This is a genomic window from Aerococcus sp. 1KP-2016 (assembly GCF_002252085.1).
Classification (GTDB): Bacteria; Bacillota; Bacilli; order Lactobacillales; family Aerococcaceae; genus Aerococcus.
In genome coordinates this window covers 1-15,639 of the sequence record NZ_NEEY01000023.1, presented here as the reverse complement: position 1 = coordinate 15,639, position 15,639 = coordinate 1, and the positions used below count along the sequence as shown (strand labels likewise).

13 protein-coding genes and 1 tRNA gene are annotated in these 15,639 nt (G+C 36.6%); 13 read left to right on the top strand and 1 reads right to left on the bottom strand.

The genetic code is table 11. From position 1 onward, the window contains the following. The first annotated feature begins 11 nt into the window (after positions 1 to 11). From B9P78_RS05620 to B9P78_RS05595, 6 genes are all read left to right on the top strand, one after another. On the top strand, positions 12 to 707 hold the full coding sequence (locus B9P78_RS05620; protein ID WP_094518526.1) for a metal ABC transporter ATP-binding protein: 696 nt from the start codon (positions 12 to 14) through the stop codon (positions 705 to 707). Beyond that, complete coding sequence (locus B9P78_RS05615; RefSeq protein ID WP_094518525.1) at positions 665 to 1,465, top strand: metal ABC transporter permease; 801 nt, start codon at positions 665 to 667, stop codon at positions 1,463 to 1,465. Before B9P78_RS05620 ends, B9P78_RS05615 begins: the two co-directional genes overlap by 43 nt. A 160-nt stretch (positions 1,466 to 1,625) precedes the next feature. Further along, positions 1,626 to 2,447, top strand: a complete 822-nt coding sequence (gene purR / locus B9P78_RS05610; protein ID WP_094518524.1) for a pur operon repressor — start codon at positions 1,626 to 1,628, stop codon at positions 2,445 to 2,447. A gap of 172 nt (positions 2,448 to 2,619) precedes the next feature. After that, complete coding sequence (locus B9P78_RS05605) at positions 2,620 to 4,722, top strand: cell wall-binding repeat-containing protein (RefSeq protein ID WP_158520579.1); 2,103 nt, start codon at positions 2,620 to 2,622, stop codon at positions 4,720 to 4,722. Between the two features lie 130 nt (positions 4,723 to 4,852). After that, complete coding sequence (locus B9P78_RS05600; RefSeq protein ID WP_094518522.1) at positions 4,853 to 5,917, top strand: acyltransferase; 1,065 nt, start codon at positions 4,853 to 4,855, stop codon at positions 5,915 to 5,917. Beyond that, positions 5,917 to 6,471, top strand: a complete 555-nt coding sequence (locus tag B9P78_RS05595; protein WP_148138583.1) for a GNAT family N-acetyltransferase — start codon at positions 5,917 to 5,919, stop codon at positions 6,469 to 6,471. Before B9P78_RS05600 ends, B9P78_RS05595 begins: the two co-directional genes overlap by 1 nt. A 322-nt stretch (positions 6,472 to 6,793) precedes the next feature. Here B9P78_RS05595 and B9P78_RS05590 read toward each other — a convergent pair whose 3' ends face one another. Further along, positions 6,794 to 7,912 (bottom strand): glycosyltransferase family 4 protein, encoded by a 1,119-nt coding sequence (locus tag B9P78_RS05590; protein ID WP_094518520.1) that lies wholly within the window; start codon positions 7,910 to 7,912, stop codon positions 6,794 to 6,796. Between the two features lie 181 nt (positions 7,913 to 8,093). Between B9P78_RS05590 and B9P78_RS05585 the strand changes: the two genes are divergently transcribed. The 7 genes from B9P78_RS05585 to B9P78_RS05555 all read left to right on the top strand — a co-directional run bounded on the left by B9P78_RS05585 (position 8,094) and on the right by B9P78_RS05555 (position 15,310). Next, entirely contained in the window at positions 8,094 to 9,260 is a 1,167-nt protein-coding gene (locus tag B9P78_RS05585) for a nucleotide sugar dehydrogenase (protein WP_094518519.1), read from the top strand. Positions 9,261 to 9,418: 158 nt separating this feature from the next. Next, on the top strand, positions 9,419 to 10,588 hold the full coding sequence (locus B9P78_RS05580) for a glycosyltransferase (protein WP_094518518.1): 1,170 nt from the start codon (positions 9,419 to 9,421) through the stop codon (positions 10,586 to 10,588). Between the two features lie 45 nt (positions 10,589 to 10,633). After that, positions 10,634 to 11,920, top strand: a complete 1,287-nt coding sequence (locus B9P78_RS05575) for an O-antigen ligase (RefSeq protein ID WP_094518517.1) — start codon at positions 10,634 to 10,636, stop codon at positions 11,918 to 11,920. Continuing rightward, a complete protein-coding gene (locus tag B9P78_RS05570) occupies positions 11,921 to 13,030 on the top strand; it encodes a hypothetical protein (protein ID WP_094518516.1) in 1,110 nt (369 codons plus the stop codon). A gap of 11 nt (positions 13,031 to 13,041) precedes the next feature. After that, positions 13,042 to 13,803 (top strand): glycosyltransferase family 2 protein, encoded by a 762-nt coding sequence (locus B9P78_RS05565; RefSeq protein ID WP_094518515.1) that lies wholly within the window; start codon positions 13,042 to 13,044, stop codon positions 13,801 to 13,803. A gap of 80 nt (positions 13,804 to 13,883) precedes the next feature. Continuing rightward, positions 13,884 to 13,956: transfer RNA gene (locus B9P78_RS05560), tRNA-Arg, on the top strand. A 40-nt stretch (positions 13,957 to 13,996) separates the two neighbouring features. Next, entirely contained in the window at positions 13,997 to 15,310 is a 1,314-nt protein-coding gene (locus B9P78_RS05555) for a polysaccharide biosynthesis protein (RefSeq protein WP_233487748.1), read from the top strand. Positions 15,311 to 15,639: the final 329 nt, after the last annotated feature.

Here is a 15,639-nt window from a genome sequence, read left to right as displayed (position 1 = left end):
GGAGGGATCGTATGCATTATATCGAAGTTGATAATTTAGGGTTTTCATGGGAAAACGAACCCGTGTTAAACAATATTTCATTTACCGTTGATCAAGGAGAGTTTGTTATTTTGACAGGTGAAAATGGGGCCGCCAAGTCAACATTATTACGTAACATCATGGGGTTATTAACACCTAACGAAGGTAGTGTCACAATTTCAAAAACCAATAGCGAAGGCAAAAAATTACAAATTGGTTATGTGCCACAAACCCTGAATAGCTTCAATGCGGGTTTTCCAAGTACCGTTTATGAATTTGTTTCCTCAGGACGCTACCAACAAGGCAAATGGTTTAAAAAATTAGATGAAGCAGACAAAATTCATATTGAACGGGCCTTGAAATCAGTAGGGATGGAAGAGCAACGTAATAAAAAAATTGGTGACTTATCGGGGGGACAAAAGCAACGGATCGGATTAGCGCGTGTATTTGCTACAGATCCTGATTTATTTATTTTAGATGAACCGACAACGGGGATGGATAAATCATCTCGCGCCAGTTTTTATGAATTATTGCGTCATAATACGGAAAAACATGGGAAGGCCATTTTAATGGTTACACATGATGATAATGTGTTAGACGAATACTATGATAAGAGAATACATTTAGTAAGAGAGGAGAATTCACCGTGGAGATGTTTCAGTATGAGTTCATGGGACGGGCGTTCTTAGCCGCCACCGCAATTTCATTTATTTCACCGATTTTAGGCTTATTGTTGATTATGCGTAAACAATCCTTGATGGCGGATACTTTGGCCCACATCTCCTTAGCAGGGGTAGCCTTTGGTTATTTATTAAATGTGGAACCAACGATTACAACAATATTATTTGTCGCAGCAGCAGCAGTGATTTTAGAGTATTTGCGTGTGGTATATGCGAATTACTCAGATATATCTGTGGCTATGATGATGTCTGGTGGTATGGCCTTGGCACTACTACTACTTAATCAGGTAGATTCAGCTTCATCGATTAATTCCTATTTATTTGGCTCAATCATCACAGTATCGCCTTTACAATTAACCATATTAATTGGATTAGCGATTATTATTGTAGCAGCATATATTATTTTTAAACGCCCACTGTACTTGATTTCCTTTGATGAAGATACAGCATTCACTGCTGGGTTACCAGTGCGGTTGATTTCAATTATCTTTTCTATCGTCACAGGTATGGCGATTGCCTTAATCATGCCGATTGCTGGTTCATTGTTAGTATCTGCTATCATTGTTATGCCAGCAGCGATTGCATTACGTTTAATGAAGAATTTCGATGGTGTTATTGCATTAGGTGTTATGATTGCAATGGTGGGGATGTTCTCAGGTTTGGCAACGTCTTATTACTTAGATACACCACCAGGAGCAACAATTGTGGCGATCTTTGTTTTACTGTTTATAATTGAAAGTGCTTATTTAAAAATAACGAAAAGCTAATTACGAATGTTTAGGAAATGAGGTGGTTCTATACAGAATTACCTCATTTTTTATATGTTTTTTTAAAATAAGCGAACATTAAGTGAAATTTCTCTTTCAAAATAAGAAATTTCAATATATAATGTACTGTAAGACGAAAGAATCTGAAAGGTTGGACAATATGAAAATCAAGCGTAGCCCACGATTAGTGGACATGACACAGTACTTACTATCCCACCCGCATCGATTGGTATCGCTAACGTTTTTTGTGTCACGTTACGAATCAGCAAAATCTTCTATCTCTGAAGATTTAACAATTTTGAAAGAACAATTTGAATTGAGTGGTTTCGGTCGTATCGAAACAGTAGCAGGGGCAGCTGGTGGCGTTATATATATTCCAACCATGTCCGAAGAAGAAGCTGTAGTTGAAGTAGAAAACTTAATCCATCAACTGGAATCTGCTGACGATCGTATTTTACCAGGTGGATATTTCTACCTAACTGATCTATTATCTGATCCAGAGCAATTGCGTAAAATTGGTAAAATTATCGCAAGCTACTACTCAGAATCAAAAGCAACCGCGATTATGACGATTGCGACTAAGGGTGTGCCTATTGCACAAATGGTTGCTTTGTATATGAATATCCCATTTGTGATTGTACGTCGTGATTCTAAGGTTACTGAAGGGTCAACCGTTTCAATTAACTACGCGACAAAAGGTACTAGTCGTGTCGAAAAAATGGAATTAACGAAATCTTCTTTACCTCAAGGATCACATGTACTAATTATTGATGACTTCCTAAATGGTGGGGGAACAATTACAGGTATGAACTCAATGTTGAAAGAATTTAATTCAACTTGTGCAGGTATCTCTGTACTTTGTGAGTCAGATACACCTGATCGTGAAATTGATTTTGAATATCAATCATTGATTAAGGTTCAAAAGGATGCAGCCTATCCAAAAGGGTTCCAACTAACATTAGGCACAATGTTCCAAAAATAATGCGGATCTATAACATCAGAAACCGGGATGCAAATCTCGGTTTTTTGTTTATGATGTGCTTTTTTACAAGTAGATAACAAATGGGGATTCATTAAAAAGAATGATGCTGTTTTCGTTATAATCATATGAAGAAGATAAGCGCAGAATGTTATATCTTAAATGGGGGAAAGAAATGAAAGACAGTATGAATAAAAGAAAGTTGCTACTTAGGGGATTCGTTTTTGTTACGCCTTTTCTATTAAGTGATTTTGTTGCCAATAAAGTAGCAGCTGCTGAAGTAAATGGGGTATCTGAGCTACAAAGTTCAGTTGTAACAAGTAGTACAGAGAATGAAGAGACAAGTGTACATGCTAGTGAGGTCAGTGAAAGTGTTGTTGAAGTTGAAGCAGCAGTAGCTGAAAGCCAAAGCAGTGTGGTTGAAGAAGTAAGTGCTGGTAGTGAAACTTCTGCAAGTGAGTCAGTTATTGGGGCTACGGATAATTCAGAAATAGCAACATCTACTGCTGAATCTGATACAGAAACAGTAGTAGAAATTAAACAAAGCCAAGTTGTAGCAGAAAGTCAATCAATTCTATCGGAGACAACCTCGGAAAGTGTTGAAGTAGATGCAGAAATTGCTTCAACTAGTGAGGAAATACTTGTATCAGAAAGTGGCTTAACAAATGAAGACAGTGAAACGATTAGTAAACCAACAATGGGTTTATTCAGCACACAGAGTGCTAGTCGAGCTGTGGCTTCTACTGTAAGCACGTCGAACACAAAAACAGATGTCACGCGAATCGAAGGAAGAGACCGTTATTTAAACGCAGTTGAAATATCAAAAGCGGGCTGGGCAACAGCAGAAAAGGTACTTTTAACAAATGGGACAACTTTTGCGGATTCTTTAGCTGGATCCTCATTATCTGGACTGTATGACGCACCCATTTTATTTACCAAGGCGAATCAGTTACCCGCTGAGACTTTAGCCGAAATAAAACGACTGCAGGCTTCAGAGGTAATTGTGTTAGGTGGTGAAACTTCTGTTCCTGAAGCTATTCTAAATGCACTTGCAGATGCAGGTATTTCTGCTCGCCGCGTGGATGGTTCTAACCGTTATTTCTTAGCGGCCAATATTGCCGATGAGTTAAAGGCTGATGTGCAAACACCTTACGAAGCTTTCTTAGCAAGTGGTGAAGTTGCAGCCGATGCCTTGTCTATTGCGCCAGTTGCGGCTAGCCGTTTAACACCGATTTACCTAACCAAGAATAATAAATTAGAACAAGCAGTTATAGATGCAATTCCTTTTGTTAGTCAATGGACGGTGATTGGATCGAATAATACAATATCTGATGACGTCATCAATCAAATGATTGCACTAGGTGCAAGTATCCGTCGTATCGAAGGGCAAGACCGTTATGAAGTAAATCAAAATATCATCGATGAATATATCGATACAACAAAAACAAATACTTTATATGTTGCTTCTGGCGAGCATTTCTCAGATGCTTTACCATCGGCAGCACTAGCAGCGAAGATGGGTACAGGGGTTCTATTAGTCAAAAATGATAATAATACCACTATTCGTAAACAAAAAGAGTTTGCAGTACGAGAACAAAATGTGGATCATTTAATTATCGTAGGTGGGACACCAACTATCTCGACTGAAACTGCAGAAAAAATGGCGAATACTTATATCTTCCTTGATCCCGGTCATGGTGGATACGAATCAGGTGCCTACTACTATGATGTAAGTGAGAAGGATATCAATTTATCTGTGTCTAATAAAGTAAATGAATTACTTACAAACGCAGGCTATATTGTTTTACAATCTCGTCTAGATGATAGTGCAGTCGGTTTATACGATAGACCAGATATCGCAAATAATACATACAATGATATTTTTGTTTCAATCCATCATAATGCTATGCCAGGAGATGAGGGCTACTTAGTATCAGGGATTGAAACATATTATTATGAACATACACCAGGTGAAGAATACCAACCTTTAACGGAAAATCAGTATACATACCGTGAGGCTATTAACCCTGAGCGACGAGATTTATCGATTGAATTAGCAACCTACATTCATAACGCAGCCATTGAAGCAACTGGCGCTATTGATCGAGGTGTACGTGAAAATGACTTTGTCGTTAACCGAGAAACGGTTATGCCATCCGTTTTACTGGAATTAGGGTATATGTCTAATTGGGCAGAATTTAACAAGTTATTATCCGAAAGCTATCAAGATACCTTAGCTCAAGCAATTGTTAATGGGATTAATCAATATTTTGCTTAACCTTCTACAAAATGAGAAAAATAGACGTAACGTTGATTTACTTTACGTCTATGCCAAGTCATGTGAAAGTGATAAACTGGATGATGATAAAAACAAAGGCCACTACGGCTATTTCGGAAGGTAATTTGTAATGAAAGAACGACAACAAAATTTTGAATTATTAAGAATCATTGCCATGTTTTTGATTGTCATTTCACATGTGATTACCCACTATATTATGGCGGATAATCTAGAGCTATCGCTCGTTAATGAATTTTTATTGACCATGCTACGGTCATTTATTTATATTTGTGTGAATGTTTATATCATTATTACTGGATATTTCTCAGTTTATGCAAAGCAATTGAAATTTCGTAAATTATTAAATGTTATTTTGCTACCTGGTTTCATTTCAGCTGTGTTATTGATAATTATGATGGCTGTGGGATCGATAGATTTTAATATCTGGCGAATATTAGGAAAATTATTTGCTACCTTTAGAGGCGAATATTGGTTTATTTCCAATTATTTTGCCTTATACCTTTTTATCCCACTCATTAATAAAATGATTCACAGTTTTTCTAAGAAAGATATACAACAGTTAATATTCCTAACTTTTCTTGTTGGATCTGTTTGGTCCTTTTTCCTAGTAAACGATGAAATTGTGGCATTTAATTCAGGCTTTTCACTTATATTCTTTATCTTTTTATATATAGTTGGTGCGTATATTCGCTTGTATGGTGCTTTTTATAAGGATTTCACAGGGCGACAATACCTAAATGGTTATCTTATGGTGGGGGTATTGACAGGTATTTTACAATTTATCCTCCTACAAGTTGATTTTTTGAATTACAATGGACCATTTGAATTGGTTATGTCCTATGCATTTTTCATGTTCATTTCCACTGTGACTATCAAATCACAGTGGATCAACTATATCGCTACCTACACTTTAAGTGTCTATCTTGTTCATGAACAGGGGCAGGTACGAGAATTGATATGGAATTTACCTATAGTTCATCAGATGATTAATTGGTCACCTTTTACCTTTATTCCTGCAATTATTCTTGTTGCTGCCTTAGTGTTTATAGGTGCATGGATAGTCGGGTGGCTTTTAACGAATATTTTCGAACGATTGGAAAGACGATTATATGCCTGGATTGATGGAAAAGATTGGATAAAACCAGAAAAATTGATAAAAAAGGTAGTGAAGTAATGCATTTGTTTAAATATCAATTAGATGAACACCTTGCGCTCATTAAACCGACATTAGAGATGGCGCAGGAAATGGTGCAAGTTATTGAAGCAAACAAGGAATATATCGGAGAATATTTAGATTTTGTAGATACAATTGAAGGCGAACAAAGCCAAATTGATTTTCTTAAGATGCGCTTTAACCAAGAGGCGGAAGGCACTGGACGGCAATATATGATTACTTATGCTGATGAAATTGTTGGTTCAATTGATTTACATAATATCAGTAAGGACTTTAAAAGGGCTGAAGTTGGCTATTGGTTGATACCCATAGTTGCTGGCAAAGGTGTGATGTCATTAGCTGTTCAAGCCGTATTAGCAATAGCTTTTGAAGATATGCGCTTAAATAAAGTTTCCTTGCATGCAGATGTGGATAATATTGCGAGTAACCGGGTTGCACAAAAGAATGGTTTTACCTTTGAAGGTACCCTTCGTAAAGACATTCCTCTACGTGGCGAATTTAGGGATATGAATCTATATAGTATTTTAGAAACAGAATTTAAGGTATCGAAATAAAAAATGAGTTCGGACAACTGACTGTCTGAACTCATTTTTTGTATGTAACTCGTTGAGGGGTGAACGGTTTTTGTCGGACGCTATTGAAACGTGTTCCAAGAGGCAGATTTGACTGCGTTTCAGAAAAATCCTTAAATCCCAAAGTACGGGCTTTAAGTTCATTTTCTTCCAACGGTTCAAATCTTAGCGCCTCTTGTCGCACTCTATTGAAACGTGTTCCAAAAACCAATCCTCTGCGCACTTCAGATTAGCTAGTGATGACTAGCGTCATCACGGGCGCAAATCTTCCACTGGTTGAGGGTTGAACGGTTTTTGTCGCACGCTATTTTAATATGTTTTGATAGATGTCCATATACGTGTCATGGATGTCATCCCAATTGAATTTTTTGGATGCTTGAACAGCTTTGGCAGACATGTCTTTGTAATGGCTTTGAATGTAATTCAAGGCATCGTTGAAGCCGTCATTATCAAATCTATCAGTAGATACACCGATTTCTTTATCTGTAAAGTAGCCATCGAAGCCTTCACCTTTGGTATAAACGACAGGCAGGGCTTGACTCATGGCTTCAACATAAACCAAGCCAAAAGTTTCTGGTGAAGATAATAGGGCAAAAATATCAGAATGACGATAAAATGCTACAATTTCTTCTTTATTTTTAGGTCCGTAATATGTCACGACAGGATTAGCAAGTAACTGATCTAAAATACCTTGATCCCAATTCGATCCGATAATATGCAATTCAGCTGGCGCCACAGTGTCGTTATAGTTTTCTACATAAGAGGCAAGGGTAACTAGATTTTTCGCTTTTTGAATTTTTGCAGTTGTGACGATTTTCAATGGTTGATGTAGGGCGACTGCTTTATTTTCGTAGGCATGGTCGTGCCAATATTGATCAATGCCGTTTGGTAATACAAGCGTTTTTGCTAATAATTCTGCTTTTATTTTTTCTGGTATATAGTGATTAAATGTGTTCTCAAAGTTATTTTGTGAAATAAAGATAATTTGGCTGGCATTCTGTAAAATTTTAAAAGCGATTGGGCGTAACCATACAGCCTTTCTAAAGAAATCAGCCACTTCGTTACTCCGAACAGCAACTACATAGGGCGTTCCATGTTCTTGATGAATGCGGTAAGCCATGTAGCCGTTTGTAAATAGGGAATGGGCATGAATCAAATCGTATTGGCTGGTATCATATCGTTTGGTTAAATCACGATAAATTTTGTTCTGTTTATAATAATAGAAAAAGCGTTCAATTTGATTATACACACGAACCGTCTGTGCATAGGGCGCTTTTGATGCAATACGGTCTTCAGGAAATTGTTTAGAGATGGGTACATAGACATCGATATCTACATCTACATCAGCTACTACTTGGCGATCAAATAATTGTTGAAAGAGTGGTGATGTTGAATAATATGAACAAACGTGTAAGATTTTCATAGGGATTCTCCTTGTTTTTACTATCTACAGTATAACAAAAACGGATTTAAATTTTTTTAAATATTAGAATTTCTTCGATATGGTATAATTTCTTTTAAACTATTAAGCGCAAGTGTTACAATGAAAGTATGTAAAAAATCAAAATAATCTATATATAATTTATGCGGGAGGCAATTAATTAATGAAAATTACAGTAGTAGGTGCAGGATATGTAGGATTATCTAATGCCATCTTATTAGCACAACACAATGAAGTTGTTGCATTAGAAGTAAATCCAAATATTGTTGATTTATTAAACAACAAACAATCACATATCTCTGATAGAGAAATTGAACAATATTTAGCCAATGAAGATTTAAACTTGCGTGCTACTTCTGATAAAGATGATGCTTATGCGAATACAGATCTTGTGATCATTGCGACACCAACAAACTATGATGAAGCATCAAATTCATTTGACACTTCTTCAGTTGAAAGTGTTGTAGATGATGTTTTAGCGCAAGATACACAAGCACCAATCATTATCAAATCTACAATTCCAGTAGGTTATACTGTTGGCTTACGTGAAGCAAAAGGTACTGACCGCATTATCTTCTCGCCTGAATTCTTACGTGAAGGTCAAGCGTTGTACGATAACTTATACCCATCTCGTATTATTGTTGGTGATACTTCTGAAGCAGCACATAAATTTGCGGATTTATTAGCAGAAGGTGCAAAAAAAGAAGATATTGATATCTTATTTATGGACCCAACAGAAGCTGAGGCAGTAAAATTATTTGCGAATACATACTTAGCGATGCGTGTAGCCTTCTTCAATGAGTTAGATACATATGCACAAATGAAAGGTTTAAATAGCCAATCAATTATCGACGGTATTTCATTAGATCCACGTATTGGTACACATTACAATAACCCTTCATTTGGTTATGGTGGTTACTGCTTACCAAAAGATACAAAACAATTACGTGCGAACTTTGAAGGTGTACCAAATAACATCATCTCAGCAATCGTTGAAGCAAATAAAACACGTAAAAACTTTATTGCCGATTCAGTTGCAGCGAAAAATCCTGAGACAGTTGGTATTTTCCGTTTAACAATGAAATCTTCTTCAGATAATTTCCGTGAATCAGCAGTGTTAGGCATTATGAAACAATTGACTGAAAAAGGCATTGAAGTGATTGTATATGAACCAACATGGAAAGAAGCAACATACGGTGATTATAAAGTTGTAAATGACTTAGCAGCGTTCAAAGAAAATTCTGATGTAATCATTACGAACCGTATGACTGAAGATTTAACAGACGTGCCTGAAAAAGTATTTACACGTGACGTATACCACAACAACTAATCCATTATTCTATCGTCAAGTATGAGGGTGGGACAGCGATGTCCTATCCTTTTTACTTGAATATGGGTTTTATAGTATAATGGGTGAGATGAATTAAAAATACAAAATGTAATATAAACAAATAAGCAACAACTTTTATTTAGTGAGGAGTATGAACAATGCAAGACACGAACACTGCAAAACAAATGCGTATTTTACATGTGATGAGTGGCTTTGGGGGAGGCATCTCCTCATTTATATTCAATAAAGCAAAACAAATGCCCGAGTACGGCGTTATCTTTGATGTGGCCACTTATGACGAATGCAGTCCTGAATTTGAATCAGCAATTTATGCTACAGGGGGGCAAATCTACCGGTTACAAAATCCTAAGAAAAAAGGTACAAAGGCATTTACTAGCAGTTTTTCAGCACCTTTTGAAGCCAACCAGTATGACCTTGTACATTGTCATATAGAGGGATATCGCGCAATCCCTTATTATCAGATAGCAAAGAAATTTGGCGTGCAAAGATTTTATATTCATGCACATTTAATGAATGATTATAAAATTAAGAATCTGAAAGACAAATTTCTAAATGATTTTGGTAAGAAAGTGAATACCCGAATGACTACTGATTTTGTGGGTTGTGGTAAATTGGCAATAAAATCAGTGTTTGGACAAAAAACTAATTTACAAGAATCAATGGTGATACCAAATTCTATCGATATAAACGACTACAACTATTCTGATGAAGCCTATGCGAAATTAAAAGCAGATGGGCGAAGTGCACTAGGTGTTTCAGATCATACATTAGTGATAGGGCATGTTGGGCGATTGATGCCAGTGAAAAATCATAAAAAAACTTTAAAAATTGGTCAATATATTTTAGACCACCAAATTGATGCTAAAATTTTTATTATTGGTGCAGGGAATTTGGAAGCTGAATTAAAACAAGCGGTTAAAGACCAAGGTTTAGACGAGGTCATATCTTTTACTGGACGTATCAGTCCGATTGCTAATTTTTATCCAAGCCTGGATGTCTTATTATTACCGTCCTTCACTGAAGGCCTGCCAACAACGGTTGTAGAAGTTCAGGGCGCAGGCGTTCCTACTGTCATGTCGGATACGATTACGGATGAAGTAGATTTAGGGTTAGGAATGGTCGCAACTTGTGGTTTAGAAGATGATGCTGCTATTTGGTATGATAAATTGGCTGAAATGAGTCAACTGCACGTACCTGATGCACAAACCCGGCTTCAAGCAATTGAAGCGAAACGCTTTTCAAATGAAGCATCAGCAAAATTATATGTCGATTATTTTACAGGAAAAATACATGGTTATCAGATTTAACGTGAACTGTAAACAGTACCCATGCCGAAAGGAGGTGATGGCAGTTTGTTAACCTATTTAATCATATTGGTATCAAGTGTTTTTCTCGGTTCAAATTTGATAGCCATCACCTTACCAGTAGGGCAAATATCAATTTATCGGATTTTTTCACTACTGGTTGTACCTATAGTGATTCTCTTTCTTTTGAAGGATAAAAAAGCCTTTAAAATTCGTATGAATTCATATGCAACGGGGATGGTTGCGGTCTATATATTTTGGTGGATTTGGGCTTTTTGTTCTGTTTTATGGGCATTAAGTATTGGATCTTGGCTACAAGCTATGGTCCTACTGACACTGGGCGTATCTAGTGTCCTTGGTATCTTCTTGTGGACGAATAACTATCTTCAGTGGCGCAGCTTAATGAAAGCTGTATGGGTTATGCTAACCTTTTTAAGTATCTGGGGACTATTTGAAATAGTGACCAATATATACTTGTTAGCCGACTTAGAAAAATTAGACAAGTACTCAACCTTTGTAACCCAACCGTGGACACGCATTCCAATAACCTATCTAGCAAATCAAAATGATTATGCCACAATGCTATTAGCGTCATTGCCAGTCAATTTAACATTAATGAATACGACGAAGAGTAATCTTAAAAAATTAGTAACACTCGCCTGTATTATGCTCTCAAGCTTTTTGATTTTTCAATCTGGTTCACGTATGAGCCTGATTATGGTCGTGCTATTCTTTGTGATATATGGCTTGCTACATGTCCGTTGGGATTTCCCCCGCAAGCAATTGGCTCAAACATTGAGCATAGTTGCGTGTGTAGTGTTGGGATTGATCATTTTTGTGGCACCCATTCGATCAATGATAACGGATCTGATTTATATTCTGCCTCGACCAATTATCACGGGGGATGTGGGGCGGATGAACATGTGGCGAAATGGCTTATCATTTGTGGGTAAAACATTTGGTCTCGGTGTAGGCGCAGGAAATGTAGAGGTTTGGATGGAGACTTTTGGTACTTTACCAACAAATCACATTTTTAATATCCACAACTGGTGGCTTGAAATATTAGTCGGATATGGGGCTTTGGTATTTATTGCTTATACCCTTGGTTATGGCCTGATGATTTACCGGTTATTTGATCTTAGAAAATATGTGCAAAAACCCCAACGTCACACAATGAATGCTTTAATTGCTTTCTTATTGATTTTTATTGGGGCAAGTATTACCAGTGCGAATAATATGCTGATTGAATGGCATTGGGTGTTCTTTGGTCTAATTGTGGCCTACATCAAAATTATGGAAGCAAAAGTATATGAAGAGAAAAAGAGGGTTGAATAAATGAGTTTGCTAACTATTATCGCAGAATTATGGCGATTCTTTATAAATAATATCGTAAAAATCATTATTGGCACTATTATAGTAATGGCGATAACAATCGGTGCGCGCGTTTTATTATCAAGCTATATTGAAAATACAGCGGTGGAATCTGTTACTTCTGAAACGGCTGAGAATGAAACACTGACACCAGAAGAAATTGAGGCTTCATATGAGCTTTTAGGTACCGTTTATGATCAAGAGCCAGCAGAGTTTTCTTTTGTTGCTGTAAACCAAGAAGGAATTATTTTAGGCAATTCATTTATTTTGGATGAATACCTATCTCGTCCAGACGTTTTGACAGAATTAGAAGCAGCCTCAGGGGTTGATATCGCTTCAACCCTTCAAGCTCAGGCCAATGTTGGTCTTGAAAAAACACGTAATTTCCGTGGTGGGCTAGCAGCCGTGCGTAATTCTTCAACAGATGAAATTACTATGAGGGTCCTTGTTGGTCAAACGGCCGAAGAAAATTTGGCTGTTGCTGAATCCATTTACCAATACTTACAAGCCGGTAAAGTGCCATTCTATGAAAATTATGAGTTAACCTTCTTATCTACGCCAGAAATTGGCGAAGATTTAGTATTAGAAGATAATCCAATGGTACCAACTCCGGGTACGTTGTCTGGATTACAACCACAACAAACAGGAGGATCACTTGTCTTTTATGGTGTGCTAGGAGCCATCTTAGGCGTTATCTTATCCACAGCGATTTTATTTGCTTTACATTTTTTCAGCAAAAAAATCACATATGCTTATGATTACGCTTGGGATTTTGATGATTACCAAAGATTGGTTGATGGCGATAAAATTGATGCAGATGCATTGCATAATTGGTTACTGATTCCTGCAGATAAAAACCGGGTTGCTGTAGCACAAAATACTGCGAATGAGATGATTCAAGAATTTGCAAGTCAACATTTACCGGTCGCTAACACTATATCGGCAGGTATAGATACACCGGAAGAAATCATTCTGTTTATTGAATCAGGTCAAACTGATAAAGACTGGTATAAACAACAATTTGAATTAAGTAAATTATATGAAGCACGATTAAAAATCGTTCATTTCAAGTAAGGAGTATCACAATGACTTTTCAAGAAAATTTCATATCTATTGTGACACCTGTTTATAATGCAGAACGCTTTATTGGTGCGACAATTGAAAGTGTCCAACAACAATATTATGGTGATTGGGAATTGATTTTAGTCAATGACCAATCTAGCGATAATAGCCAGGAAATTATTGAAGCTTATGCTCAAGGGGACGAACGGATTAAAGTCATCAATCTAGTTGAAAATTCTGGTGCCGCAGTTGCCCGAAATACGGGTATTGCAGCTGCTAAAGGTCAGTATATTGCCTTTATTGATTCAGACGATGTATGGGATGCAGAGAAATTAAATCGTCAAATCCGCTTTATGAAGGAAGGAAACATTGCTTTTTCATATTCTGATTTCCGTTTGGTAGATGAAAATGGTGTAGTTCTAAAAGAAAAAGCAAACGTGCCACTATCTTTAGACTACACAGGCTTATTGAAAAATACAGCCATTGCATGTTCCACAGTAATGATTGACCGTGAAGTTGTAGGGGACTTCCGGATGCCACTAGTACGTAAAGGACAAGATACTGCAACATGGCTACAAATCATGCGTGAAACAGGTGTGACGGCGTATGGTATATCAACACCGTTAAATTCATACCGTCAAGTAGCTGGATCAATTTCAAGTGACCGTATTGGGGCTTTAAAACGTACTTGGAATACATATTACAACCTGGAAAAGTTGCCTCTACCCAAAGCAGCCTATTACTTTACGTCTTATGTTGTAAATGCAATTTTACGTCGTATCTAATCGAAAAAGATGTGTGACAGATAATTCAGATTTGCGTTACAATGGACTATAGCAAATCTGAATTGCACACATTATCTTATGGTCTCGTAGCTCAGGGGATAGAGCACTCGTTTCCTAAACGAGGTGTCGGAAGTTCAAATCTTCTCGGGACCGTTTTTTTATAATTTGAATATTAAATACTGCGAGGATAAAAATGAAAACATTAAAAAATATTTTAAATGTCGCTCTCTCGAACATCGTGGGCTTTGGAACAAGCTTTATTGTAGGTTTTATATTGCCTGGCATCCTAACAGTTGCACAATATGGCTCTTATCGTCAATATACGTTATATCTGAGCTTTACTTATCTATTTCATTTAGGTTTTGCAGATGGTATCTATATCAAATATGGCGGAGAGGATATCGACAAACTGGATAAGAATGTGTTGCGCAATGAGCATAATTTTGCTAATGCCTTTCAGTTTGTCATGTTTATCGGCATGTTCCTCATTTCTTTAATCACTAAAGATCCAGTGCTCATCCTATTTTCAGTGGTTACTTTCTTCTCTAACGTAACGACTTACCAATCAAATTTCTTACAGGCGGTAGGGCAATTTAATACGTTTACGATTGCTTCAATGTTCCGGTCAATTTCTTATATTTTGTTACTACTTGCGGGTATTTTCATCTTTAAATCAGAAGATTATATTTTCTATATCATTTTAAATGTTATTTCTTATATTCTGATGTATCTATACTATGAATATATCTTTGTTGGTAAATTAGGCTTCAATCCTAGTTTCACGGTAAAGGATAAATTATCCATTTTTCGAGTGGGTTTTCTGATTCTATTAGCCAATATGTCACTGACATTTGTAGGAAACATTGGTTCTTGGATTGCTAACTGGGGATTCCCCATCGAACAATTTGCACAATATTCATTCCAGAATTCAGTTTTAAATGTCATCATCCTAATTGTGAATGCCGTTGCCTTAGTATTCTATAATCTGATCTCTAAAACGGATAATCCAAAGGTAGCAAATGTGATCAAACAATTAACCTTACTGTTGGGTATTTTTGGTGGTTTAGCCTTTTTCGTGTTTAAGTGGATCATTGAATTTTTCCTGCCTGCTTATACGCCATCAATTGAATTGTTATCTATTACATTTGTCTCAATTCCATACATCATGATTTCAAAAATTGTAATTTCGAATTTATATAAAGCAAAACGAAGTGAGAAAAAATATATTCGCGACTCCATTCTATATGCACTAGCAGCCTTTGCATTTGTATATGTCGTATTCTTACTGACACAAAGTTTATCTGGTATCGCTTGGGCAACTACTCTATGTTACTTCCTGTGGTATATGTATGTATCCCGACGTGAATTCACCCACCTGAAAGGTGATACAAGCGAATGGGTGTTAATTTTAAGTCATGTACTTGTATTTTATTTAACCGCAAATTTCTTGAACATCTATATTGGTTTCATTGTATATGCTATTTATTTATTAGCCATCTTAGGATGAAACGGGTAGAATTACAAGGGATTTTCCAACAAATACTAAAAATGGAAGAATAATTATATATGAATTGGAGGCTGGGACAAAAGGCCTCTAAAAGGCGTACACAATTCTTAATAAGAGTTGTGTACGCCTTTTACTTTGAAAAATTCTTATAAATTTTGATTGAAATATTTCATGGAACAGGTGTCAAAGGACTGAAAGTGTAGTTCCTTAGCCGTGAAAGAGGATGAAATCGAGACCTTGGCTCGATTTCAAATTGAAAGACCTTGGCTTTCAATGGTCCCACGGCTCACAAGGAACGTACACTGTAAGGACGAAAAATCTATGATTTT